Origin of the sequence: Bacillus paranthracis (genome assembly GCF_024296885.1) — a bacterium.
Taxonomy (GTDB): Bacteria; Bacillota; Bacilli; order Bacillales; family Bacillaceae_G; genus Bacillus_A; species Bacillus_A paranthracis.
In genome coordinates this window covers 4,548,754-4,574,250 of the sequence record NZ_CP101135.1, presented here as the reverse complement: position 1 = coordinate 4,574,250, position 25,497 = coordinate 4,548,754, and the positions used below count along the sequence as shown (strand labels likewise).

The following is a 25,497-nucleotide window of genomic DNA, read 5'->3' as shown; positions in this document are numbered from 1 at the left end:
GATCTAATTATAATGAAGAGATAATTAACGTGCATCGATTATGTCGATGAAACTAAAAGTATGTTTTCGGTCAAAGGCATCTATGCAAATTAAAGAACGTTTTAAAGGATTTAATTCAATTACAGTCATATAGCTTGTAGGGAAATAACCATCTTTATAACAAGTGATCAATATTTCTTTTTCTGAAATGAATGAGCGTAATAAAGTATCTTCAATTCTTTCTCTATCATCGTATGGTGATGCTTTTCGCGATCCTTTCATGTCAGCAGATTGTTTAGACATAATAGTCAATTGAACCGGTTTTGATATATTTGTACTACTCATGCTTTCTATTCTCCTAACAATATATTTTCTATATAGGAAGGGTAATCACTATGGAAGTAGCTACTACTGATTATTCAGAAGTACCTTGTGTTAGTTTTATTATGTCTGATTGGGAGTCGAATTTGCTTAGCACTAAAAAATTATCAAATTCATTCACTTATTTATAGTAATTATTTGTCATTCTTGTACTTTTTTGAATGGGATTAAAACTTTATTAAGGTGAATTTGGATGAAGAAGAATAAATGAATGAAGGTGAGCTAGTATGCTAACTATCTCACCTTCTATTAGGAAAGCATTTTTATACCGCTTAAGATCCTAACCTCAAAATTCAGCGAAAGCAAAGCAGTTAGGTAGAGGGAGGATTAATAGTCAGTGAGGGATGAGCAAAACTCCGACTGATTAAAGTTTTATTTTATATTACAGTATGATTTGCACGATATTGTCTAGGAGTCATACTCGTAATTTTTTTGAAGACTCTTGTGAAATAACTTTGATCATTAAAATTAAGCCAGGCACAAATATCTGATAAAGGATAGGTCGTTAATGTTAATAACTTTTTTGCTTCTTCTACTCGTTCTCTCTGAATGTATTCACTTAAAGGGATTCCCACTTCTTTTTTAAATAGCTTTGATAAATAAGTAGGGGAAATATGTAAAAGGTTAGCAAGATCATTGAGAGTTATTTCATCGTAAATATGTTTGTGAATATGATTTAAGCATGTAGTAATGGAATTAGAATATGCTTGATTATTATATTCCTTCACACGTTCTGCAAAAGTACATAATGCATCTTCAATTAATCTATTTACGGAATACATGTTGTCTAGTTTTTCAATGGTTTGAATATATAAAGTACCGAGTGAAAAAGCAATATGTGATGGAAGATTACCATCTATCGCATATCGAATAGCTAGCGTAATGGCGATAATGCCATTATTTTTTTGGTTTCTCAGTTGATCTCCTTTAGATGAAATTGCTGAATCTTCTTGCGGGAAGGAATATGCATATTGTATGACTTTTTCTTTATTGCCTTCTTTAATTGCAGAAAAAAATTTACGTTCCAATGATATGTCATAATGTTGCGGATCATGCCGAAGACGTTTTGAAATGTATAGATCAGGATTTACGATTTTATAAGAAACGTCTTCGAGCAATTTATTTTTTTTCCAAATAATATCGCGATCTAATTTTTCATTAAAAATGACGTAATGTAACCAAATACTTATATCAATTAGTGTGCTTTTTTTAATCTCAGGTAGAAATTGATAGTAGTCTACTCCTTGTTGCATGTTATTCGTACAGTTAAAATATTTCATAAGTTTAATCGCCATTTCATCTGATACTTTTGGATAAGTAGTAGGGCCGATTATAATTGTTCCTTTTATATGTTCATGTTTTGTTATATGAATGCTAATGAAATTCTCAAGATATTTATTCCCTTTGAAAATTGGAAAATTACAAGGAGCATTTTCTTGATAAATTTCATTCAGATGTTCCTCTTTAGAAGAATAAAACGGACTAACAATCGTATGAGAAGTAGATTCATATACAATTTTTTTATTAGTAGATAAAAATTGAACGGGTACATGAAAAGTGCTATGTACAAGATCGCATAAGTGCTGTATATCGATGGAATTATTCATTATTTTCTCCTTTTCAATCGTTTTGAGATATTACATATTAATTAGATTTACATTTGTTTCTATAAAGTATAAAGTTTTTATTATTTGAATTTTATTGTTATACGAAAAGGATTACATATATTGGATAATAATGAAAGGTGATTTACAAATAATATTCCTCAGATGTTGTATGAAAATAGACGTAGTGATGGTACCTTCCATAAAAGTCCTTTTATATCTATTATACTAAATTAATAAATATAAAAGAGGTATTTATATATGGAATACGAAATGTTTCATTCTTCATAAAATCTTAAGAAATCTCCTCAATTTTTGTTAAGAAACGATAGTTATACTTAAAAACAAGTTAAAAACTATCGAACGAATGAGGAGAGGTTTATATGCAACTCATAACATTCTTACACGAATTTATTAAACATCCGAAACATACTGGTGCAATTGCGCCAAGTTCAAAAATATTAGCAAAGAAAATGGTCGATGTAATTGATTTTAATAAGGCGAAATGTATCGTAGAATTAGGGCCTGGTACAGGGGTTTTTACGAAGGAAATTATGAAAAGAAAGAAGAAGGAAACAATATTTCTTCTTATTGAAATTAATGAAGTGTTTTGCAAAGAGTTAAAGAGAAAGTTTAAAAATGAGCAGAACGTCATTGTTGTACATGGTTCAGCTGAAAATATAAAGAAGTATATGGAAGAGTTCCATATAGAATACGTGGATTACGTTTTATCGGGATTACCTTTTACCTCTTTACCAGAAGAAGTTTCAAAGCGTATTTTAAACAATGTAATGGAAGCGATACATGAGAATGGTGAATTTATTACATTTCAATATTCACTTGTGAAAAAAGGATTTATACAGCATTTCTTTCCTGAAATTACGCTAGAGAAAGTGTGGCTCAATTTCCCGCCAGCCTACGTCTTTAGTTGTAAAAAAGAACTAAGGAGAGCGTATGCATAATGGAATTACATGAATTATTATCTTATATTGAACAATACGGTTATTGGGCATTATTTTTCTGTTTATGGTTAGGTATTATCGGTATGCCAATTCCAGACGAAATGATTGTAATGAGTGGCGGATTTGTCTCTTCACTAGGGATATTAAGTATCATTCCTGCATTTTTATTAACGTATTTAGGAGTTGTATCCGGACTTTCTTTAGGTTATATACTAGGGAAAATATTTGGTACAAAAGTACTTCATAAACTAATGAAAAAGAAAAAGGCAAAATATCTTTTGAAATCTCAACAAATGGTAGAGAAATATGGTCATTATGCGTTAGTTACAAGTTACTTCATACCAGTTGTAAGACATATTGTACCGTATGTAGTTGGAATGAATAACATGTCATTTCGGATATATGCTTTGTATTCCTATACGACAGGATTTGTTTGGACGCTCATTTATTTTGTGCTCGGTTCTTTATTCGGACAACATATTGAAAGAATTGTAGCAGTTGCGATAGAGTATGGCGTATATTTTGGCGTAATTGTCGTTTTAATTGGTAGTTTGTTTTATATAAAAAGAAGTGCAGTAGTGAGTAAGTAGCGGAGGCTGTTCCAAAATATATTTTTGGACAGCCTCTTTTGTTGTTTCTACTGTCAGTTTTTGTCGGTAAGTCGATATTCCTTGTCGAAACGTCGATATATTCGAAAAATCGTCGATATATTTTGAGTTGTGTTCGATATATTTGAAAAATCGTCGATATAATTTCATGTACCTAGATGTAACGCCACATTTCTTCTACATTAAGAAAAAGTTAAGAAACAGTACGAGTTTTTATTAAGAAATGCGCTCTATACTTAGAAATGTTCTCAAGAAAACATAATAAAAGGCGGAATATAAATGAAAAGATTTATTTTTGGATCATTACTTGTTATCGTCGCAGGAGCGGCATATTTATTAAATGGGAGTGCTACAGTAGATTCCATGAACCCATTTCTTAAATTAGAATATCGTTATGCGGTAATTGATAATGATGGAAAAGATTTAGGTGGAAATAAAGGCCGTGCATACACAGTGAACACATATGACAAGGATGGAAATAAAAAAGAGATAACAATTGATGGAGTGGATACATTGCAAAAAGGTTCATACTGGCATGTAATTACGAGAGGAAAGTCTGTACACGATAAAGTGCAAATAGAAGAAGAAATAATTCCTGACGGCGCAAAGGTAAAGTTAGGATTATAAGTATAAAACCGATTCTTAATTTAGAGAATCGGTTTTATTATATGGTAAAATTTAGGGGTGGAGGGGGCGGAAGTTATGCTACTCATTGTTAGCCTTATTTTAATTGGAATCATGTGTAGTATGAGAATAGTATTATTACATATGATAGAACGAGAAAAGATAGAAGAACGATATGTATATTGTCCAAAATGTGATGCGAAAATTAGAAAAGGGAATTCTGCTCCTTTTTGTTCGAAATGTAATGTAATCTTTTAAAGAAGGTAAAAGGCCACAACGAACATGTTTAGCTTAATCCATTTATTAAACATTTGAAATTCTGCAGTGTAACAACTGCAGAATTTTTTATGGTTATTACATTTCTTTTAAGAAAATATTAAGAAACCCCATTACTATTTGTTAAGAAAATGCATCTATACTGAATTCTGTTGCTTAAAACGAACAGCAAGAATTATAACAGGAGGTACAGATAGATGAAAACGATGTTAGAAGCGAAAGGGATTTCGAAAATATATAATACAGGCGGGAATACGTTTGAAGCGTTGAAAGATATTCATCTGCAGGTGAAAGAAGGAGATTTTGTCGGTATTATGGGACCATCTGGTTCTGGTAAGACGACAATTTTGAATGTTCTTTCTACTATTGATACGGCTTCAAAGGGTGAGATTTTAATTGATGGAAAAGATATTGTGAAGATGAATGATGATGAATTGGCACTCTTTCGCCGTAATCATTTAGGGTTCATTTTTCAAGACTATAACTTATTAGATACGTTAACGGTACGAGAAAATATTGCATTGCCACTTGCTTTGTCAAAGGTGAAGGCGAAAGAAGTAGAATCTCGCGTTGAGAAGATCGCGAAGAAGTTTGGAATAGATCATATTTTAAATCAGTATCCGTATGAAGTATCCGGTGGACAAAAACAACGCTGCGCAGCATCAAGGGCAATTGTAACAAGTCCAAGTATGATTTTTGGAGATGAGCCAACTGGTGCGCTTGATTCAAAGTCAGCGACGGATTTATTAGAAAGTATGAAGACATTAAATGAAAAAGATCTTGTAACGATTTTAATGGTAACGCATGATGCGTTTGCGGCAAGTTATTGTAAACGTGTTGTATTTATTAAAGATGGAAAGTTATATAAAGAGTTACATCGTAAAGGGATGACACGAAAACAGTTCTTCCAGCAAATTATTGATATGATGTCTTCCATATCTGGAGGTGCGACAAATGAGCTTATCTAGTATTGCACTTCGTAATATAAAACGAAATTTTAAAGATTATTTTATATACTTTGCCTCTATGATTTTTAGCATCGTCATTTATTTTACGTTTAAGGCGTTGCAATACAATTCACAAATAAGTGAAGCTGGAGATAACATCGGACGAGGATTCCAGCTCGCGAGTGTTATGCTCATTATTTTCGTTGCGGTATTTATTATATATTCGAATGGTTTCTTTACACGAAAGCGTAAGAAGGAAATAGGTCTTTATTCTTTACTCGGTATTCGAAAGAAAGAAATAGGTAAAATGCTTTTTTATGAAAATATGTTAATGGGTTTATTATCGTTAGTAATCGGAACTGTAATTGGTAGCTTACTTTCAAAAGGATTCCTAAAGCTACTTGTAAATATGTTAGAGCTACATGTAAATGTTCATTTTGAAGTACCAATTGGAGCGATTATAGATACGGCAGTTATTTTTTGTTTCATTATTTTATATACGTCATTTAAAGGATACCGCGTTATTTATCAATTTAAGTTAATCGAGCTATTTCGTGCAGATAACGAAGGCGAAGTTATGCCAAAAGATTCTAAAATAATGGCTATCATTTCTTTATTATTAATTGGATCAGGTTATTTCTTGTCAGTAACGGCTATTAAAAATGCAAGCAACGATAACTTTATGCCACTTGCGCTTTATATTGTATTAGCAACAGTACTTGGAACGTATTTATTATTTAGGTTCTTTACTGTTTTTGCATTAAAAAGAGCGCGAGATATAAAATCTTCATTTTATAATGGAATGAAAATGGTGACGACATCTCAATTACTATACCGCATTAAAGGAAATGCAAAATCGTTAGCGACAATTGCTGTATTAAGCGCAGTAACGTTAACAGCGGTTGGAATGTCTGTTACGATGTATTACAACACATATATGCAGGCGAAGAAATATCACCCAGTTAGTTATTCATATGAAAAGAAAGATATAGAATTGGATCGTAAGGTGAGTGGGATTTTAAAAGAAGGAAAGAATGAAGTCATTCATCAATATGAATTAGAAACAGTAAAAGTAGTAGGAAAATACGGTGATGGAACTTCATTACAATCAAGAACAACAGAACTTATCGCACAATCATCATTTAATAAAATTGCAAAATATTTAAATGAAGAAACTTTAGATTTAAAGAAGAACGAATTGTATGCATTTGATGGTATGTACAGTGAAGGTAAGAGAGATAGTGGGGTATATAAAAATCGAAAAGCTACATTCCCAATTGAAGAAGTAGCACCAGTACAAGTGAAAGATGTACAAGCAAAAAACATTACAAACTTATATGAACTTCTAGTTGTTGTTCCCGACGAAGTATATGAGCAAGCAAAGAAGACAATTGGCTCTCATACTGTAAAAAATATTGATGTGAAAGATGAAAGAAATAGTAAAGTATTAACGGAGAATTTAAAGAAAGTAATACCGGAAGAAGATGCAGAAGGTAAAGAACAATTCAGTGATTTCTATACTATTTTCCGTGATGGTATTGAGGTATCAGGTTTAATGATGTTTAGTGGTATGTTCTTAGGACTTGTATTTTTACTCGCAACAGGGTCTATCATTTACTTCAAGCAATTAACAGAAGCACATGCAGATCGTGAGCGTTACATTGTTCTTCGAAAACTAGGTGTCACGAAAAAAGAAATGAAAAGGGCAATCGCAAAACAAATGAGATTTATTTTCTTCATTCCTTTAGTAGTTGGCATATTACACACTTTATTTGCATTAACAGGATTAGCGACAGTACTTCCGTATGAAATTGCAGTTCCGTTGTTAATTAGCATCGGCGTGTATAGTGTTATTTATATTGGTTATTATTTGTTGACGGTTCGTGCTTATTTTGGGATCGTTAGTAAATAGAAAAGAGAGAAAGAGAGCATAGTGAAAATTATGTTCTCTTTCGCTTTTTATCATTATTTATTTTCTAAAATTCGTTCAACATCATGTACACTTAATTTACTTGCCTTAGCAATCGTCTCAAGTGGTATACCAAGATCATACATACTTTTAATCATTTGGATTTTTCCCTGTTGAACTCCTTCTTTTCGACCTTTTTCTATACCTTGTTCTAAGCCTTTTTCCATACCTTTTTCCATACCTTTTTCCATGCCTTTTTCCATGCCTCTTTTTATACCTTCTGTCTCTGCGTGGGCGAATTTTGCTGCTTCATCCATTAAAACTTTCTCCCTTGCGTCATAGGCTTGTCGGAAAGAGGAATCTTGACTCATACGTTCCCATTTGTTTATTGCTTTTTGTAAAATAGGGTCTTGGTTCATAGCAATATCCTCCAATAGTTTAGTTAAGTGCTCATCCTCATTTGCTGAAAGCAATAAAAGCCAACGAGCAAATGGGTCTTTCCACGGATTTACTTTTTCTTCATGCCACTGTTCTGTTAACTTTGGAATTTCTACAATGTGAGTTTCTATGTCATCACTCAAGAGTTTCTGTTGTTGTGTATTCCACAATGTGCCCTTTGTATGAAATTCTTTGTGATCTAAAAACATTATGAAGTTCAATAAATTAATGGTGATGGTTTTACGAAGTGCACTGTAGGGCATACCTTTTTGTAACTGAGATGTGTATAATTTTCCCCAATAATATAAAGTGAAACTTTAATCAGTGGGGGTTTTGTTCATCCCCCACTGATTATTAGTTGAACCAATCGGACTTTTACGGGCAGTTGATTCCCCACCTAACTTCTTTGCTTCCGCTGAATTTTGAGGTGGGGGTCTTACTGCCCGTTAATGTGGGATAAACTGCGTTTCATCATATCGTGATTATTATTAAGCTGTATTTCTACATTTACTTTTGTCCCTGTGTCTAATGTTGCTGAAATGTCTAGAATTGATAATTTATCATTTGCGTGTTCTCGGTGTAAATGTGGATCTTCTAATTGTAGAGAAGCAATAGGTGACTCTAAAGACTCTTGTAACATCGCGTTTAAAAAGGCAATGAGAATATCTTCACTACCATTCGTACCAAACAATTGTTTAAATGCAAAATCAATGCGTAAATTCACTAATTGTTGGTTGAACAAAGTATGCCCTCTCCCTTATATGAAGGTGCTTCTTTTCTTAATTGTATCTAAAAATAACTAGAGGATGCAAATAGACCATTCTGCTATTTTTAAGTAGGATTATTATAATGTCAGAGGTAAGTATAGCTATGTTATACTCTAGTAAATTTGAAAAATTTATATAGAGGTGAAGATGCTACAGATGCAAAAAGATATTTTGAAACTATTAGATAAAAAGCAAAGTAACTATGAATTTCCTGCCTTTGATAATGAATATATGGATATTTCACAAGTGAAATTCTCTCTTTTCTTTAAAGATAATAAAGATTGGTTAATGGTATTTCAGGTTGTCGGTGTAGGATCATTAGGTGTATGTAATGATATTCAAGTATACGGTGATAGAATAAATCATTCAATTGGTGATGATGGTATTTTACAATTAAATGATGGAGAGTATGAGTTGTTTGATGATGAAGGTGAATTTATGCCAAATATTTATAATGACAGTGTGAAAATTCGTGATCATCATTTTGAGTATGAATTTACAGAAGAGGATTATGTGAATAATGGAATAGAAGTAAAAACGACAGATTCTTATCCAACATACTTCATGCGTATGCTTGCTACTAATAATGAAGCACGAAATTTATTGTGGTGGAGTAAAGAAGAGATTTTAGAAGAGTTTGATTTAGAAGGCAACTGGGAAGTAGCGTATGAAACGGAAGAATGGCAACATGTTGAGGAAGAGAAAGTAAGTGAAAATGAATTCTTCCAATCAGTAGCCGCTGCAATAGAGAAGAAAGATCCAAGTATTATTGTGAAGAAGGATGCTAATACGCACTGGAAAAATTGGGTGGAGTTTGATTACGAAAATTCATATTGAAATATCTTTGTAATAAAAAAGACGCGCTAAAATGTTAAAACTTTAGCTCGTCTTTTTGTATTACACAACCGCAGGATTATAAATCATCGTAAAGTGCCCTTGTAATACTTCAATATGACAAGGTGTATGCAGTGAGCTTTCTCCATCTGTATCTACTTCTTTTTCTTCTTCTGTTTCGATATGAATGGATTTCGCTTTTACGTGGAAGATGTCATTTTCATTTGAGTCTTCAAATAGTTTCTTTCCGATATAATCTTTAAACGCTTGAATGCCTGTTGATTTGACTACGAAAATATCAAGTGTTCCGTCGTCACATTTTACGTTCGGAATAAAGGATGGGATACCGCCAAGATATTCACCGTTTCCAACCATGACAAGAACAGCTTCGTCTTCATATACTTGTCCGTCATAAGTGATTTTAACTGGGAATGTTTCAGCATTTTTGACAGTTCGAATTGTGCTTAAGTAGTAACCAATTTTACCAAGCTTTGCTTTCTCCTCTGCATCAATATTGTTTGATACTTCAGATACGAGTCCAATCCCCCAGAAGTTTAAGAAATGTTGTCCATTTGCTTTTGCAACGTCAACTGGTTTTACGTGTTCTTTTGTGATAAGTTTTGCTGCTTCTGCAATGTTTTGCGGAACGCCTAGTGTGCGAGAGAAGTCATTGCAAGTTCCGCCTGGAATGATTGCAAGTGTAGGTCTAGTTTCAAGAGGTGCTAAGCCGTTTGTGCATTCAAATACAGTGCCGTCACCACCAAAGACGATAATTAAATCTACTTTACTAGCAAACTCTTGGCAATATTTCGTTGCATCACCTTGCTTTTTCGTATGAAGGATATGTAAGTCAGGAAAAGCTGCGGCAAGAGGTGGTACGATTTTCGTTAAATTTGTATGTAAGTCGCCTTGTCCAGCTTTTGGATTTACGATGAGGAGTACTTTTTCAAATTTTGTCTTTGTCATTTTTCATCTCTCCCTGTTTTTTTGTAATGGAAAGAAGGAGCTGTTCCGATGTATTTCAGAACAGCTTCTTCCTATTAATAGGGTGCTAAGATTGTCGGTTATTGTCGGTAAGTCGATATATTGAAAAAATCGCCGATATAATTTGAGTTACAGTCGATATATTTGAAAAATCGCCGATATAATTTAAGATACGGTCGATATATTTTGAAAATCGCCGATATAAATTTCATGTACTATCGATTTTTTTAGTTATACGATTATTCCGTTACAACCGAGGCAATAAATGGTAAGTTACGATATTTTTCTGCGCAGTCGATGCCGTAGCCAACGATAAATTCGTCTGGAATTTGGAAGCCAACATATTCAGCTTTTAAGTCCACTTTACGACGCTCAGGTTTATCAAGTAGCGTACAGAATTTTAATGCTTTTGGTTTATGCATAAAGAAGTGATCTTTTAAGAAGTGAAGTGTTAAACCAGAATCGATAATGTCTTCTACGACAATTACATTTTTTCCAGTAATGTTTACATCGATATCTTTTAATAGTTTTACTTTTCCAGTTGTTTCTGTTTGATTTCCGTAGCTAGATGCAGAAATAAAGTCGATTGTTACATCGTTTTTAATGTGACGAATTAAATCAGCAGCGAATACGAAAGATCCTTTTAATACAGCGATTACTACGATTTCTTCTCCTTCAAAATCACGTTCGATTTGAAGTGCTAGTTCTTTTACTTTTTCTTGTAATTGTTCTTCAGAAATTAAAGTGTCTTTTATTTCAATATTCATTGGAGTCCTCCTACAGTGTAAAACTTGTGAACATTTCGACTGTAAAGGATAGAAAGGAAAAAGTCAAAGGAGATAGTAATTTTTTACAAAATACGAACAAAATCATCTGATGATATGATATACTAATTGTATTAAGAAAACGCTTCCATGAAGGGTGATGATAATGAAGAAGAAACAGTACACAACTGTAACATTTATAAAAGCATTACTTTTAACAATTGTTCTTGGATTGTTGGCTTATATAATTGATGTACCAGCGATTCGGATTTCACTAATTGGAATGACTTTAGTATTAGGCGCAATTTCTCATGGTATGATGTCGCAGCTACAAGAAGCTGGACTTGATGATATGAAAGATCATATAGATAAGAAATAAGAGACCTTCACATAGGCATAGTGAAGGTTTTTTTGTTTCTTACAAAAATGTAAGGTAGTTGTAAGGGAAATCGATAGTTGCATAGTAGTGTTTTGGATAAACTATGGGTGTAAGGTAAAAGGCAAGCATATTTTAGGTAAATTCAGTTTTAGGCACTCTATATGTGAAAAAGGAGTAGGAGGGCATGGAGAAACGTTGGACGACTTTTTCTTTTTTAGCAACTAGCAACACCGTAATGCTAGCTGGCGAAATGGATTTTTTGCACTTGTTTGATCGAGAAGACGATCATTCTTCTTCTAAATTTACAATGAAATGGAGTAAGTGGAGCGAGAGTTGTAGGTTTGAAGAAGAGGCCCCTAACGAAGCGCAAAAAATTATTTTGACAAACCCTATTAAAGCGTGGGTTGTTCAACGTCGTAAGTGTAACGTCAAAAATCACTTAAAGAAAACTGAGCCGAGACAATTAGTTATCGCTCCGGCCCATTCTACTTCTAAATCACGCGAAAGTAACATGTAAATAATTGAGACACACACCCGAAAAGAGCATTGTATCATACAGTGCTCTTTTTCTTTTTTGCAAAAAAGTATTTTGTTTGAGGAAAAATTTGCTATGATTATGGAGGAATCTTACATTTTACATTTATTATGAAAGTATGATCGTAATAAAATTTGAAAAGGTGTGTGTATGATGAAAAAATATAGTGTAATTGCAGTAGCGAGTTTGTTAGCGACAAATCTATTAACCTTTCCTTCTAGTTCGCTAGCGGAAATTGAAAATAAAACGAGAAATAGTATAGAAGCTTTCTCCTATATACAGAGCAATGAGAAAAGCGAACTGCAACAACAATTAGAAGCTGTAAAAGAACGACAAATAGAATTAGAAAAAAGAGAAGAAATTTTAAAACAGCAGAAAGAATTATTTGTTAAGGTAGATGAATTAAAACGGAAAAAAGATGAGTTATTGAAACAAGATGGTGAGCAGAAAGTACAATTGGAAGAAGTGCAGCAGGAATTAGATGAATTGAAAAAGATGCAAGCAGAAATTGAAGAGCAGAACCAATTACAAGTACGGGATAATAGTGAAGAGAAAAAAACTACTGAATTAAAGAAACAAGAAGAAATTGAAGAGAAGAATGCATTAGAAATAAAAGAAAATAATAGCCAAGAAGAAAAAAAACTTGAAGAATTAGAAGAACAAAAAAAGAAAGAAGAGCTAAAGAAGCAACAAGAGGAATTACGAAAACAGCAGGAACAATTGAAGAAGCAACAGCTAGAATTGGAGCAGAAAACGAAACAAGAGCTTGAGTTAACAAAGAAAGAAGAGCAGGCAAAACAAGAACTTGAATTAAAACAAAAAGAGGAACAAGCAAAACAAGAACTTGAATTAAAACAAAAAGAGGAACAAGCAAAACAAGAACTTGAATTAAAACAAAAAGAGGAACAAGCAAAACAAGAACTTGAATTAAAACAAAAAGAAGAACAGGCAAAACAAGAACTTGAATTAAAACAAAAAGAGGAACAAGCAAAACAAGAACTTGAATGGAAGCAAAAAGAAGAACAAGAAAAGAGAGAGACAGAGTTAAAACAAGCTACCATTACGATGCAAGCAGCACCGCAATCATTTCCTGACGTTCCAAGGTGGGCGGAAGAGTCTGTATATTATTTAGTTAATAAAAAAGTTATTTCTGGGATGCCAGATGGAACATTTTCACCAAGTAAAGTATTAAGCAGAGCTGAAGCAGCAACAATTATGGCGAAAATTTTAGGATTAGAAGTTAAAGAGGGGGAGAAACCAACTTTTACAGACTCTCAAGATCATTGGGCAACTCCTTATATTGCTGCTGTGGAAAAGGCAGGAGTCATTAAAGGGGAAGGAAATGGGAAATTTAATCCGAATGGTCAAATGACAAGAGCTGCTATGGCAACGATGTTAGTACAAGCCTATCAACTAGAGAAAAAGGTTCATGAAGAATTATCAACATTATTTCCTGATGTAAAAGATCATTGGGGTGAGAAATTCATTAATATTTTAGTAAGCATGGGTATATCAAGTGGTGTTGATGGAGGACGTTGGCAACCAGATAGATCCATTACACGTGCAGAGGCAGCACAGCTCGTCGCAGTTACAGATAAGTCTAAAGACAATGAATTGAAGATGAAGAAGATAAGCATTTCGAAAAAATTCTTTACGTATAATGGACCATCTTTATCATCTGGAATTTCAAAGGAATATGGCCCTAGGGAAGTAACAGTGTATGAAGAGCGAGATGGTGGCTGGATTAGAATTCATACGGATACTGGTTTTAAGTGGGTTTGTTTAGTTGAAAAGAAAGTGAATATGAATAAAAACTTTTTGACATATAATGAGGCATCCTTATCTTCAGGGATTTCAGGTGAGTATGCTCCGCAAAGTGTAACGGTTATTGAAGAAAGAGAAGGAAATTGGATTAAAGTTTATACGGCCTTAGGCTATAAGTGGGTCTGCTTAATAGACAAAAAAGTTCAGATTGATAGAGACTTTACTACTTATGATGCTCCTTTCAGGTCTGCGAATATACTAGATTATTATGGGCCTCAAGCAGTAACGGTTGTAGAGGAAAGAGGAACTTGGCTTCGTATACGTACATATGCAGGCTATCAATGGTTGGATACGAAAAAAGAAGCGAAGTATTTATCTAAAGTGTTCTTTGCTTATGATAGTCCAAGTTTTGTATCTCGTGTATCAGGAAGGTATGCACCACAGACAGTCGAGGTTTATGGTGAAAGAGACGGTGGTTGGATTCAAATTCAAACTAGTAATGGGTTAAAGTGGGTTAATGAAGGAAATATTAATCGTAGTCAAGTTATATTGAACGTACCGTCACTGTATCAATTCCCAGAATTGCATAATGGCTGTGAAGTCGTTTCTTTACAAATGCTTGTAGAACATCAAATTGGTCGCTCGTTAAATAAAGTAGTATTTGCTTTTGAAATGCCTTTTGATCAAACGAAATTAAAGAACTATAAAACATCATCACAAATTTGGGGAGATCCAGATGTAGGGTTTGTAGGTGATGTGACAGGAAATACGCCAGGATATTCTATTAATCCCGAACCACTAAAACGTTTGTTAGATAAATATGCAAGAGGAACGAATTTAACTGGAAATGATCTTTCTGTTTTAGAAGACTATGTGAGAAATGGAAAACCAGTAGTAACGTGGGTGACTGTCGCTTTAAATAATCCAAGACCAATTACAACGTGGAAAACACCAGGTGGAAAGACAATTTCTGCAAGAATGAATACGCATGCGGTTGTTTTAACAGGAGTGGATGATAATTACGTATACTATAATGATCCGTTCTATGGAACGAAAAATGTAAAAGTGAGTAAGAGCCGGTTTGCAAGTATTTATAATCAAATGGGCAAGAAGGCCTTAAGTGTAGATTAATTTTAAAAGGTTATCCGAAGATGATTTCGGATAACCTTTTTTACAATGAAATCTTTAAATGAAATATATTTCATCTGCATCTTATATTTATATCTCTTGTTTATTCTAGTGATACATCCGATGCGAAGTGATGTAAAACGTATAAAAGGAGAGAAATGAAATGAAAAAGAAACTATTATCAATCTGTACAATGGCACTTTTAACAGTAGGACATTCTTCAGTAGCAAGCGCGGATACTGGAACAGTAACGAAGGAAGAAGAGGCGCAACTGCAGCAAGATAAAGCTAAAAAAGAAGAAGCGATTAAGATACAGCAAAAAAGTGAAGTAGAGAAAAAGAGAATAGCGCAAGAACAGTTAAAAAGTGATATGGCAAAAAAAGAAGCCGCAATTAAGGAACAGCAAAAAAATGATGTAGCAAAAAAAGAAGTAGCAAAGCCAGTTGTACAAGGTGAAAAATTACCAAACACAGCTTCTAATAATGTAGCAATGATGGCACTAAGCGCATGCCTTGTAGGACTAGGGACATTATTTGGTTTGAATCGTCGCAATAAAGTTAAGGCGTAAATAAAATATTCTCCTATAAAGAATGGAATAATTTCATATATTAAAAATGGTAGGTTATTCCTACCATTTTTGGCATGGAGGGATGAAACATGAAGTTACTCAATTATATCGGTATCATATTGATGGCTATAGGGCTATTTATGGGATCATATTACGCTATAGAATGGTATAAAGGAAAAAGCTCTGCTCAGCAACTGACAGAAGAAGAAATAAAGAGTCTTAACAATATACAACATAATCAACTTTCACATGAAACACCCGTAACTTCTCAAGTGCCTTCTTCTCAAACAGAGCATAAAGAAGGAGAAAAGGTAGCGATGTTACATATACCGAAAATAAAAAAGAAGTTTTCTATATATTGGGGAGCAGATGATGCAACGCTGAAAAAAGGGGTTGGAATGTTCGTTAGTGATGTAACGACAACACCATCTGGAGGGGGACATACTGTACTAAGTGGACATCGAGATACTGTCTTTACAGATTTAGGAGAGTTAAAAGAAAGAGACACTCTTATTTTAGAGTATGATAATAAAACTTACACATATGAAATTCAAAAAACATGGATTACCCATGCGGATGATCGTACTGTTATTATAAAAAAAGAAGAACCGATACTAACACTCACGACTTGCTATCCATTTAATTATATAGGGGATGCGCCAGATAGATATATTATCGAGGCGAAGTTAACTGCTAGTTATTCAAAATGAAATTGTAGTTTCTGAAAGCGAGAGGGGGATATAAGTTATGGCAAAAAACATTTTAATTGTAGAAGATGAAGATATTTTGCGTGAAATATTAAAAGATTATTTTTTAAGTGAGCAATATGTAGTGTTTGAAGCAAGGGATGGGAAAGAAGCTTTAGTTGTATTTGAAGAAGAAGTGGTTGATTTAGTTATTTTAGATATTATGTTGCCAGAACTTGATGGGTGGTCCGTTTGCCGAAGAATCCGTAAAACATCTGAGGTTCCTATCATTATGCTAACGGCACGTGTTGATGAAGATGATACGTTACTTGGCTTTGAACTTGGGGCGGATGACTATGTGACGAAGCCGTATAGTCCACCAATTTTATTAGCAAGAGCGAAACGATTGTTAGAAAGTAGAAAAATAACAAAACAACTTTTAGAGAATGAAGATGATACATTATCAATTCATGGTATTCATGTCCATTTTCCATCGCGTACTGTTACGGTAGATAAAACAGACATTAATTTAACTCATACAGAATTTGAAATATTAGCGTACTTGATGAAAAATCAGGGGATTGTTTTAACAAGAGAGCAACTCATTTCGAGAATTTGGGGATATGAATTTGCTGGTGACGATCGAACGGTTAATAGTCATATTCGTAATTTAAGAAATAAATTAGGAGAGAAAGCAAAGTACATTACAACTGTAGTACGAACAGGTTATAAATTTGAGGGGAATGTATGAGAAAAGGGATTGTACTAAAATTATTTACCCTTACAACAGCATTATGTATGTTAATTTTAGCGACGATATTTATTGGACAAACGATATTTTTTAAACAATATTATGCGAATCGAAAAGTGGAAGATATTAAAGTGAATTTAAATTCCTTCGAAAAGAATTATTTGAACTATGTAGGAAGTGCAGAAGGAATTCAGAAGCTAGAGCAAGACTTTTTAAGAGAAAATAATACGTGGATTACGACATTAGATCAAAATGGAAATTTAAAACATGCGGATGATTTTTATTTTGAGGTAACGATAGATCGTAGGCAACAAAAAAGCTTTGGACAACAAATATTTAAAATTCCCTTATACAATCTCGTCAATATAGAAGAGATTGATAATAAATCATCAGATCCATTTTTAGGACAAGAAATTTATTTTTCTGGCGTGAAAAAAGATGATAGTTATATTCCATTCTCTTTCACGTTAGGTAAGCAAAATTTAAGCGGATCTAATAAACCGTTAGAAAAAGCGTTTAAGGAAAAAATGAGTAAATTAGATCAGGAGAAAAAGAAAGTAGCTGAAGAACAAGTTGGTAAGGAAAAGCAGCCGGTCGTTCAGGAGCCAGCTGCCCAAGAACCAGATGTTTACATAAGAGGGCGTGTTACGAAAGTCCAATTTCCCGATGTAAAAGGTCTTGTAAATCCAATTTATAAAAATAGTATATTCTTAGATAACATAAAAGAATTTCAAAAGGATTTATTATTAAAAGAGAGCAAGCACATACAATATGCAATACAAACAATGGACTATGAAAAAAATGATATTAAATATAAATTATTAGTGAAACCAATAAAAGAAAAAGACGGATCCGTAACATATATATATGCGATGGCTTCTTTACAGCCTGTAGATGAAGCTGTACAAATGGTGCAAGATTACTACATTTACATCATTGCATTTGTAGTCGTTCTCATTTTTCTAGCTTCGTTCTATTACTCTAAACAAATCGCAAAGCCGTTATTAAAAATAAATGATACAACGAAGAAAATAGCGCATTTAGATTTCACAGAACAAATACCGATTACTTCAAAAGATGAAATTGGGGATTTATCGAAAAATATTAATGTATTATCCAATAAGCTCCATTCACATATTGGACAGCTAGAACAAGATATTGAAAAGGAAAGAAAATTAGAAAATACGCGGAAAGAATTCATTTCTGGTGTTTCGCATGAACTAAAAACACCGCTGAGTATTATGAAAAGCTGTATTTCTATTTTAAAAGATGGAGTAGCTGAGCATAAAAAGGAGTATTATTTTCAAGCGATGGAACGAGAAGTAGACAAAATGGATACATTAATTTTGGATATGCTGGAGTTAGCTAAATTTGAGTCAGGCACATATAAAATGAAAATGGATTCATTTTATATCGATACAGTAATGGAAGATATATGTGAACAACTTTCTGTAGAAATAGAGAAAAAAGAGCTTCGTGTTCATAAAAATATAGGTCCATTTGAAGTAGTCGCAAATCAAGGCCGGATTGAACAAGTGATCGTGAATTTCATTACGAATGCCATACGTTATACACCAAATAAAGAAGATATTATTATTTCTACAATAGATGAAAAAAATCGTATAAAAGTGTGTATTGAAAATAAAGGTACTCATATTGAAGAAGAACAATTAGATAAAATTTGGGATCGTTTTTATCGCGTGGATGCAGCTCGTCAGCGTTCGCAAGGTGGAACAGGGCTCGGGCTTGCCATTTCAAAGAATATTTTAGAACTGCATGAAGTTGAATATGGAGTAAAGAATACAGAAGATGGTGTATTATTTTATTTCTACTTATTGAAAAAAGCGTAGACAATATGATCTATGCTTTTTTAATTTATTTTCATATTATCTTTACCTAATCTTTATCTTTAATCAGTATAATTTGTTTAGAAAATGAGGTTATGTAAGGAGTAGATGAACCGTGCATAGCAATTGGCTAAGTATAATGGTATTTATTTTCTTTTGTGCATTTATTGTATTTTTAATTGATATTACGATATGAAAAAAGAGCGCTTATTAAGCGCCCTTTTTGTTTGCATTTATTTGATAAGCATTGATGCTCTTGAATAAGCGTGGTGAAGTGAGGAATAAAAATATAAGTAAAACGGTACATAAAATATAAGACCCAATCATTGTACTACCATTTACGATTAATGAATAAAGCACAGCTGATTGACCTTTCGGCGCATATTGTCCCCAGAAAATGATACCGGCAATAAAGTGACAGAAGTAGCGGGCAAAGCTACCAATAAATGTAGCAAGGATAATATAAGCAAGGACTTTCTTTCCTTCGTTTTGTTTTGATGAAGGTTTGTCTTTACGGCTACCTAAACTTGATTGTTCTAAGTTATTTTCATTGGACGTTAAAAGTGCTTTTTGAATTGGACGATAGAATAAGCCAGCAAATCCGATAAAAGCAAAGGCAATGAAGTACTCAATGAATGCTTGAACAGGTGTTAAAATGTAAGCATCTCCCACAACAATTTGTAATAGTCCCCAAACTAAACCACCTAAGAAAGCCGATTTAAAGCCCCAGCGGTATGCAATAATAAAAATAGGAATCATAGCAAATGAAATGGAACCGCCTGTTGGAAGTTTGATTGATAATGGTAAAATGTCGATGACCATGGCGAAGGCTGCAAGAATAGCAGATTCGATCATCGCTTGTAAATTGGTGTTACGCATGTTGTCTCCCCCTAAATCCAAGTTGTACAAAAAAGAATAGATATCATAGGAGGATACGAAATACGTAAATAAAAAAAGAGGTATGTATTTCGGACGTTTGCACAATCCCTGCGTTAGCATTAACTAACAGGTTCGAAGGGTCGGAACGAAGTGTTCCCTCTCAGCGGCATGGCTCCCCCTGTGATAACGAGATTCTTTATTTGCTACTGTTTATTGTAAGCGAAATGGATGAGAATGGCAAACGAATACAGTATGACAATAATTGAAATAGAATTGTAGTGAAATGTTAATAAATATGAAGCAAAAGGGTATAGTACAAGAGAAATAGAGTATGCTATAATTTTTTTGAAAATAATTATCATTCTCTTCTGAGGGGGAAGGTTATGAGCTTAGTAGATATTAAAATTGGAGAGAAAGTGTTAGTAAAAAGTATTCAGTCTTTAGATCAGCTATTAAAGCGTAGACTAGCTGCTTTCGGTCTTGCTGAAGGAAGCGAACTTCGCCTGAAACAGAAGGCGATGTTTAAAGGTCCTTGTACATTGGAGTGTCGTGGACAGTTAATTAGTATTCGTCATTGTGACGCGAAAATGATAAAGGTGGAATTAGCGTGAATAAGGTAGCTTTGCTAGGGAATCCGAATACGGGGAAAACATCATTATTTAATGCACTTACTGGTTCTTATGAGTATGTAGGAAACTGGAGTGGTGTAACAGTAGAAAAGAAGGTTGGTAAATTAAAAGATAAGCAAGGAACATTAATTGATTTACCAGGCGTCTATGATTTAAATCCAGTTTCACGTGATGAAGGTGTTGTAACAAACTTTCTATTAACAGAAGAATTTCAGCATATGTTAAATATTGTGGATTCTTCGCAGTTCGAACGAAATATGCATTTAACGTTGCAATTACTTGAATTTGGTAAGCCGGTCTCAATTGGTTTAAATATGATTGATGTGGCGAAGCAAAGAGGAATTGTCATTGATGTAAAACGATTATCAGAACTATTAGGTGTAACAGTCGTTCCTGTCGTTGCAAGAAGTGGAAAAGGCTGTGAAGAATTACTTGCGACTCTTAAAGAAAATGACAAAAACGAGAAAAAGCCATTTCTTATTTCATATGGTGTACGAATGGATGAAGGAATTGGAGAAGTAATTTCTCTTTTAGAGACAGCGAATTATGAGCATCCGAGATGGTTAGCTCTTCAATTTTTAAGTAATAACGAAGTAGTAGAAAAAGAAATGAAAGCATTACCAATCTATAAGGAACTCATAGCCATTCGATCTCGCTTAGAAGAAAAACTTGATTGTACGTTGGAAGAGCACATTTACAAGACTCGTGAAGCGTATATTGAAAAGTTAAAAACAAATGTTATGAAGCATGAGAAAGAAGGAAAAATTCCTTTTTCGGAAAAAATTGATAGATTAATTACACATAAAATTTTAGGACTTCCAATCTTTTTAGCAGTTATGTTTTTTATTTTTCAGGTTACGTTTACGTGGATTGGGACACCGTTATCTGATATGTTAGATGAGTTTTTTGCTGGACAGCTTACGGATTGGGTGACAGCTGGACTTACAAGTGTTGGGGCTTCTGATTTTATTCAAGCACTCATTACAGAAGGTATTATTGCTGGTGTTGGTGCTGTATTAGTATTCGTTCCACAAATCTTTGCACTATTCTTTTTCATTTCATTATTAGAAGACTCAGGATATATGGCGCGAATTGCAGTTGTTATGGATAGAGTTATGGAGTTCTTCGGTTTAAACGGAAAAGCGTTTATTCCGATGATTATCGGTTTTGGATGTAATGTTCCAGGTATTATGGCAGCGAGAACGATTGAACAAGAAAAAGAACGTTTACTTACAGTTCTTGTAACACCATTTATGTCTTGTTCGGCACGTTTACCTGTATATGCGTTATTTGCGGGAGTATTCTTCCCTCATAGTCAGGCAACTGTTGTGTTCTCCCTATATGTTGCAGGGATTGTCCTTGCGTTATTAGTTACAAAAATTATGTCTCTTACCATTTTAAAAGCGGAAAAATCTATTTTCGTTATTGAGCTACCTCCTTACCGCGTGCCACAAGCGAAAACGTTATGGTTAAGTACGTGGGAGAAAGGAAAAGGATTTGTTCGTAAAGCAGGTACATTTATCTTTGGTGGTTCTGTTGTCATTTGGTTATTAAACTATGCAGGTCCATCAGGATTTGGTGTTGATATGGGAGACAGTTACTTAGCAATGATTGGTGGATTTATCGCACCACTATTTGCACCACTTGGTTTTGGAACGTGGCAAGCTGCGGCATCCCTTTTAACAGGATTTTTAGCGAAGGAAGTTGTCGTTTCTACAATGGCCATTATTTATGCGGTGAAAGAAGATGTGCTTGGAAATGTAATGGGAGCACATTATACAGCATTATCAGCTTATGCATTTATGTTCTTTATTTTATTATATGTTCCGTGTTTAGCGACGGTAGCTGTTATTAAACGTGAAACAGGATCAGCGAAATGGACGATTTTCTCAGTCGTGTATCCACTCGTAGTTGCTTATGTATTAACGCTCATTATATACCAAGTTGGATCCCTACTCGGATTCTAGAAGGAGATGTATTGTGATGATGGTCAATATTATAATTGGAGCTATCATTTTTGGTTATGCAGCATACACGTTAGTTAATTTTGTAAAGAGAAGTAAAAAAGGAAAATGCGCGGCATGTTCTTTAAATAAGTCGTGTCAGTCGAATACTTGTAGTCCGGATATGGAGCAAATTGCTCATAAATAGAAAAAAGCTTTTCGAATTTGAATTGAACCCAAAAAGTTAGACAAATATATTAAGCAGCTAGCTACTAAGGATTGAACTCTGTATTGCACAGGGGGCAATCCTTTTAGTTTTGCTTTAATTCTTTTATGATTGTAGTAATAAATATAAGTTTCTAGTTCTTGCTTAAATTGTTCCATTTACTGCTTGTATTTTATCCTTTGAAGAAAATTTAGCCATAAAAAATGCACCTCCAATTGTTAATTATGTGTCTAACAATTGGGGGGCACTTCATTTCGTGAAGCTTTTTTGTTTTACTTTTTAATTTTTACAAGTTGTGATGATTCTACACCATTCTTTCCAGGGAACTCTTTACTTGGATCTTTATCGAATTTTAATACACCTACAGATTTTTCTTCACCTTTTACATTTCCGTAAGTTGCATCATCAACAATTGCGAACATGTCGGCATATGCACGGCCACTGCCGATAATTGTGTTGCCTTCATATTTTAATTTTGCTCCATCAAGTGTAGCATTTTCTACTTTTTCTTTAGCAAATAATACACCTTGCTCTGCTGTTACAGCTGGTAATTTATCAAGTGGTTTCGTATCGTCTTTTTCATCCACTTTGTTAAGCAATTCTTTTTTTACAAGTTCTTCACCAGTTTTCTTATCCATGACAAGAACTTTTTTACCTTCTAATGTTGTCATTTTCATTTTATAGAAGTCTTTTTCTTTCACTTCTTTTTTGTTTTTATCTGCAATTTGTGTTACTTGATCTTCTGTTCCGTACAGTACAAAACCGTTTGCTTTCTCTCCTAATAAAGAACAACCTGATAATGCTCCAAGTGAAATTGCTGCTGCTAATCCGATTCCTACTAATTTTTTCATGATGATTTCTCCTTTTATCTGTTTTATAGTAAATACAATTTTTGTATTAGTTTTGAAATGATGAGAAGCTTGTTTTGTTGCTTCTGGTATTAGTGTATAAGAAATAGGGAGACGCAACTATCGAGTTAGCTTACAGTAACATTACACTTATGTAATTTAGTGAAATTGCACAAAAGTAAGTTAATTTTAAAGAGGGATAATGAGAATATATTAGAAATACAATATTATATATAGAATGTCATATTATAATGGATGTATTTTGGAAATAACATGTAAGGACATATTAGTTTTGTTATAATAAACACATGGGCTGTAAAAATGAATATTCTTTACTGTAAAGGGAGATTTTTCAGTTTTCCAAGTAGTGAATTTGAAATATGAGGTATATCATAGGAGGAATTTAGATGTCTGTATTTAAACGATTAAGAGATTTAACAATGTCGAACGTATATTCATTAATTGAAAAAGCGGAAGATCCAGTTAAGATGACGGATCAATATTTACGCGATATGCAAGCGGATGTACAAGAAGCTGAGAAAAGTGTAGCCGCTCAAATTGCACTTGAGAAGAAATTCAAAATCTTATTTGAAGAGCAAGAAGCGCTTGTGAAAAAACGTGAAGAGCAAGCTCATATGGCTGTTCAAGCTAACAACTTAGATCTTGCGCGCCGTGCATTAGAAGAAAAACAAAATGCAGAGCAAAAGATGAATGAGTATAAAGCAAGCTATGAGCAAAATAAAGTTGCTGCTGATAATCTGCGCCTGAAGCTAGAAGAAATGCGTAAGCAATTAACTGAGCTGAAAAATAAACGTGAGACACTTGTAGCACGTGTAAATGCGGCGAAAGCACAAAAGAATATTAATCAGGCGATGTCTGGATTTGATTCAAACTCAGCGAAAGCTGGTTTAAGCCGTATGGAAGAGAAAGCTCTTCAATTAGAGGCTGAAGCAGAAGCAAGCGGTGAAGTGTACAAGAAAGAAAAATCACTAGATGATGAATTCGCAAGCTTAAACAAAAATTCTGCTGTTGACGATGAATTAGCTCGTATTATGAAGCAGTATGAGAAATAATATAGAATAGAGACAAATGAACCGACATGTCTAAACAAATTCATGTCGGTTTTCTATTACCCCGCATTAACGGGCAGTAAGACTCCCACCTCTACTTTTTGTGAAAGCAGAGAGGTGGGGGGAGATCTACTGCCCGTAAATGCCCGATTGGTTCAACTAATAATCAGCGGGGAATGAACACCTCCCCACTGATTAAAGTTTCACTTTATATTTAGAGGAGGTTTTGCAATGACATGGACAAATGTATTAGCCATGCTTGTATGGACTGGAGCGAGTGCAGTACTTTTATTTGCAATTATGTGGGTTGATTCAATTTTTACTAAATACAATGACTTAAAAGAAATAAAAAATGGGAATACAGCTGTAACAACTCGTTTCGTTATGAAATTATTCGCACAAGGGTACATTTTATCTCAATCGATAACGAAAGCAAATGACTTATGGCAAGCGCTACTTGCATCAGCAGTTTCTTTCGTTATTTTATTAGTGGTAGAAATGTTTATCGAATTTGTGTTAAAGAAAATGGCTGGTTTAGATTTAGAAGAAGGTACGAAAGAAGGCAGTGTTGCGCACGCGATGTTGGCCGGATCATTACATATTGTGGGTGCACTTATTTTAGGTGCTTGTTTATAAAGAGAGAAGGAGGGGTAGCTCATGAGTTTATTTAAACGAATTAAAAATATAATGAAAAGCCCAGAACCGCCGAAACCAGAGAAAAGTTTGTTAACGTTAGCTCCTGGCGATATGGTTGAAGTTTCATTAGTCATGTATGAATTAATTGGGAAAACGAGTATGCATTCTCGTAAAGAAATTGTTTTAACACTGCAAGACGGGAAAGATATTCGTTATTTAAAAATTGAAGATCGTGAAAATACGTATTACAAATTATATACACCAATTGATGGTCGTTTAGATTCGATTGATGAAATTCCGACGACAATTGAGATGGATGATACAGAGTACCATATGGAAGAGCAATATAACGGACGTGTTGTTGTGATGGGGAAAACACCATTCTCAGCTTCAGAAGAACAGTATGTATGGGAGTTCCAATCGGATAATCGAAAATTATTACGTATTGAATGGCAAAATGGTCGCACAATGATGTATGAGGGAGAAGCAATTATTCCTGCTGATGTACAAATTATAAGAGCAACGTAAGGG

Annotated in this window: 26 protein-coding genes, 3 pseudogenes and 1 riboswitch; of the genes and pseudogenes, 20 read left to right on the top strand and 9 right to left on the bottom strand. The window is 33.9% G+C overall.

Annotated elements, in window-relative coordinates; genetic code table 11:
• Positions 1–24 precede the first annotated feature (24 nt).
• Entirely contained in the window at positions 25–324 is a 300-nt protein-coding gene (locus NLJ82_RS23720) for a YolD-like family protein (protein WP_000099610.1), read from the bottom strand.
• 413 nt (positions 325–737) lie between these two features.
• Complete coding sequence (locus NLJ82_RS23715; protein WP_001065630.1) at positions 738–1,967, bottom strand: helix-turn-helix domain-containing protein; 1,230 nt, start codon at positions 1,965–1,967, stop codon at positions 738–740.
• A 380-nt stretch (positions 1,968–2,347) separates the two neighbouring features.
• Here NLJ82_RS23715 and NLJ82_RS23710 point away from each other — a divergent pair, with 380 nt between their 5' ends.
• The 6 genes from NLJ82_RS23710 to NLJ82_RS23685 all read left to right on the top strand — a co-directional run bounded on the left by NLJ82_RS23710 (position 2,348) and on the right by NLJ82_RS23685 (position 7,293).
• Positions 2,348–2,926, top strand: coding sequence for a class I SAM-dependent methyltransferase (locus NLJ82_RS23710; protein WP_001176059.1), 579 nt, complete (start codon positions 2,348–2,350; stop codon positions 2,924–2,926).
• Complete coding sequence (locus NLJ82_RS23705) at positions 2,926–3,516, top strand: DedA family protein (RefSeq protein ID WP_000418911.1); 591 nt, start codon at positions 2,926–2,928, stop codon at positions 3,514–3,516. Before NLJ82_RS23710 ends, NLJ82_RS23705 begins: the two co-directional genes overlap by 1 nt.
• 297 nt (positions 3,517–3,813) lie before the next feature.
• Positions 3,814–4,161, top strand: coding sequence for a YxeA family protein (locus tag NLJ82_RS23700; protein WP_000819354.1), 348 nt, complete (start codon positions 3,814–3,816; stop codon positions 4,159–4,161).
• Positions 4,162–4,236: 75 nt separating this feature from the next.
• A complete protein-coding gene (locus tag NLJ82_RS23695; RefSeq protein WP_000924669.1) occupies positions 4,237–4,416 on the top strand; it encodes a hypothetical protein in 180 nt (59 codons plus the stop codon).
• Positions 4,417–4,631: 215 nt separating this feature from the next.
• Complete coding sequence (locus NLJ82_RS23690; RefSeq protein WP_000855637.1) at positions 4,632–5,402, top strand: ABC transporter ATP-binding protein; 771 nt, start codon at positions 4,632–4,634, stop codon at positions 5,400–5,402.
• Positions 5,389–7,293 (top strand): ABC transporter permease, encoded by a 1,905-nt coding sequence (locus NLJ82_RS23685; protein WP_000059448.1) that lies wholly within the window; start codon positions 5,389–5,391, stop codon positions 7,291–7,293. Before NLJ82_RS23690 ends, NLJ82_RS23685 begins: the two co-directional genes overlap by 14 nt.
• Before the next feature lie 53 nt (positions 7,294–7,346).
• Here NLJ82_RS23685 and NLJ82_RS23680 read toward each other — a convergent pair.
• Together NLJ82_RS23680 and NLJ82_RS23675 are read right to left on the bottom strand one after the other, a co-directional pair.
• Positions 7,347–8,036: pseudogene (locus NLJ82_RS23680) on the bottom strand (Rpn family recombination-promoting nuclease/putative transposase); the annotation flags it as partial.
• 152 nt (positions 8,037–8,188) lie between these two features.
• A pseudogene (locus tag NLJ82_RS23675) lies at positions 8,189–8,470 on the bottom strand (Rpn family recombination-promoting nuclease/putative transposase); the annotation flags it as partial.
• Between the two features lie 181 nt (positions 8,471–8,651).
• Between NLJ82_RS23675 and NLJ82_RS23670 the strand changes: the two are divergent.
• Positions 8,652–9,332 carry a DUF7003 family protein gene (locus NLJ82_RS23670; protein ID WP_001168098.1) on the top strand — a complete coding sequence of 227 codons (681 nt, stop codon included), beginning with the start codon at positions 8,652–8,654 and terminating at the stop codon, positions 9,330–9,332.
• Positions 9,333–9,392: 60 nt separating this feature from the next.
• On the opposite strand, the gene NLJ82_RS23665 is transcribed toward NLJ82_RS23670, so the two are convergent.
• Both NLJ82_RS23665 and hpt read right to left on the bottom strand, forming a co-directional pair.
• The gene (locus NLJ82_RS23665) at positions 9,393–10,295 is read right to left on the bottom strand and encodes a diacylglycerol/lipid kinase family protein (protein WP_000167906.1); all 903 of its coding nucleotides are present in this window, start codon (positions 10,293–10,295) and stop codon (positions 9,393–9,395) included.
• 257 nt (positions 10,296–10,552) lie between these two features.
• Positions 10,553–11,080, bottom strand: a complete 528-nt coding sequence (hpt, locus tag NLJ82_RS23660) for a hypoxanthine phosphoribosyltransferase (protein ID WP_001019304.1) — start codon at positions 11,078–11,080, stop codon at positions 10,553–10,555.
• A gap of 160 nt (positions 11,081–11,240) precedes the next feature.
• Here hpt and NLJ82_RS23655 point away from each other — a divergent pair, with 160 nt between their 5' ends.
• The 7 genes from NLJ82_RS23655 to NLJ82_RS23625 all read left to right on the top strand — a co-directional run bounded on the left by NLJ82_RS23655 (position 11,241) and on the right by NLJ82_RS23625 (position 18,738).
• Positions 11,241–11,456, top strand: a complete 216-nt coding sequence (locus NLJ82_RS23655; protein ID WP_002156638.1) for a hypothetical protein — start codon at positions 11,241–11,243, stop codon at positions 11,454–11,456.
• Positions 11,457–11,640: 184 nt separating this feature from the next.
• On the top strand, positions 11,641–11,973 hold the full coding sequence (locus NLJ82_RS23650) for a hypothetical protein (RefSeq protein ID WP_000415604.1): 333 nt from the start codon (positions 11,641–11,643) through the stop codon (positions 11,971–11,973).
• Positions 11,974–12,144: 171 nt separating this feature from the next.
• Positions 12,145–14,886, top strand: a complete 2,742-nt coding sequence (locus tag NLJ82_RS23645) for an S-layer homology domain-containing protein (protein ID WP_000760939.1) — start codon at positions 12,145–12,147, stop codon at positions 14,884–14,886.
• A 160-nt stretch (positions 14,887–15,046) separates the two neighbouring features.
• Complete coding sequence (locus tag NLJ82_RS23640) at positions 15,047–15,451, top strand: LPXTG cell wall anchor domain-containing protein (RefSeq protein WP_000728037.1); 405 nt, start codon at positions 15,047–15,049, stop codon at positions 15,449–15,451.
• Between the two features lie 89 nt (positions 15,452–15,540).
• The gene (gene srtD, locus NLJ82_RS23635; protein ID WP_000771566.1) at positions 15,541–16,161 is read left to right on the top strand and encodes a class D sortase, LPxTATN-specific; all 621 of its coding nucleotides are present in this window, start codon (positions 15,541–15,543) and stop codon (positions 16,159–16,161) included.
• A gap of 37 nt (positions 16,162–16,198) precedes the next feature.
• Positions 16,199–16,888 (top strand): response regulator transcription factor, encoded by a 690-nt coding sequence (locus NLJ82_RS23630; RefSeq protein WP_001097108.1) that lies wholly within the window; start codon positions 16,199–16,201, stop codon positions 16,886–16,888.
• Complete coding sequence (locus tag NLJ82_RS23625) at positions 16,885–18,738, top strand: sensor histidine kinase (protein WP_001225363.1); 1,854 nt, start codon at positions 16,885–16,887, stop codon at positions 18,736–18,738. Before NLJ82_RS23630 ends, NLJ82_RS23625 begins: the two co-directional genes overlap by 4 nt.
• Before the next feature lie 207 nt (positions 18,739–18,945).
• Here the strand turns inward: NLJ82_RS23625 and thiT are convergent, their stop codons facing one another.
• Positions 18,946–19,614, bottom strand: a complete 669-nt coding sequence (gene thiT / locus NLJ82_RS23620; protein WP_001246599.1) for an energy-coupled thiamine transporter ThiT — start codon at positions 19,612–19,614, stop codon at positions 18,946–18,948.
• Between the two features lie 87 nt (positions 19,615–19,701).
• A riboswitch (TPP riboswitch) is annotated at positions 19,702–19,803 on the bottom strand.
• Between the two features lie 194 nt (positions 19,804–19,997).
• On the opposite strand from thiT, the gene NLJ82_RS23615 reads away from it, so the two are divergent.
• From NLJ82_RS23615 to NLJ82_RS23605, 3 genes are read left to right on the top strand one after another with little or no spacing between them, the layout of a single operon-like run.
• Positions 19,998–20,225 (top strand): FeoA family protein, encoded by a 228-nt coding sequence (locus tag NLJ82_RS23615; RefSeq protein ID WP_000060512.1) that lies wholly within the window; start codon positions 19,998–20,000, stop codon positions 20,223–20,225.
• Entirely contained in the window at positions 20,222–22,210 is a 1,989-nt protein-coding gene (gene feoB / locus NLJ82_RS23610) for a ferrous iron transport protein B (RefSeq protein WP_001044826.1), read from the top strand. The genes NLJ82_RS23615 and feoB overlap by 4 nt, the downstream gene beginning before the upstream one ends.
• A 16-nt stretch (positions 22,211–22,226) precedes the next feature.
• Positions 22,227–22,394: a FeoB-associated Cys-rich membrane protein gene (locus NLJ82_RS23605; protein ID WP_000989595.1), complete on the top strand. Its 168-nt coding sequence runs from the start codon at positions 22,227–22,229 to the stop codon at positions 22,392–22,394.
• A gap of 56 nt (positions 22,395–22,450) precedes the next feature.
• Here NLJ82_RS23605 and NLJ82_RS23600 read toward each other — a convergent pair.
• A pseudogene (locus NLJ82_RS23600) lies at positions 22,451–22,570 on the bottom strand (IS3 family transposase); the annotation flags it as partial.
• A 114-nt stretch (positions 22,571–22,684) separates the two neighbouring features.
• Positions 22,685–23,263 carry a lipoprotein BA_5634 family protein gene (locus tag NLJ82_RS23595; RefSeq protein ID WP_000737506.1) on the bottom strand — a complete coding sequence of 193 codons (579 nt, stop codon included), beginning with the start codon at positions 23,261–23,263 and terminating at the stop codon, positions 22,685–22,687.
• A 404-nt stretch (positions 23,264–23,667) separates the two neighbouring features.
• On the opposite strand from NLJ82_RS23595, the gene NLJ82_RS23590 reads away from it, so the two are divergent.
• From NLJ82_RS23590 to NLJ82_RS23580, 3 genes are all read left to right on the top strand, one after another.
• Positions 23,668–24,333 carry a PspA/IM30 family protein gene (locus NLJ82_RS23590; protein ID WP_000110282.1) on the top strand — a complete coding sequence of 222 codons (666 nt, stop codon included), beginning with the start codon at positions 23,668–23,670 and terminating at the stop codon, positions 24,331–24,333.
• Positions 24,334–24,561: 228 nt separating this feature from the next.
• Positions 24,562–24,966, top strand: coding sequence for a DUF350 domain-containing protein (locus tag NLJ82_RS23585; RefSeq protein ID WP_000220322.1), 405 nt, complete (start codon positions 24,562–24,564; stop codon positions 24,964–24,966).
• Positions 24,967–24,987: 21 nt separating this feature from the next.
• Positions 24,988–25,494: a DUF4178 domain-containing protein gene (locus NLJ82_RS23580; RefSeq protein WP_000051759.1), complete on the top strand. Its 507-nt coding sequence runs from the start codon at positions 24,988–24,990 to the stop codon at positions 25,492–25,494.
• The last annotated feature ends 3 nt before the right edge of the window (positions 25,495–25,497 follow it).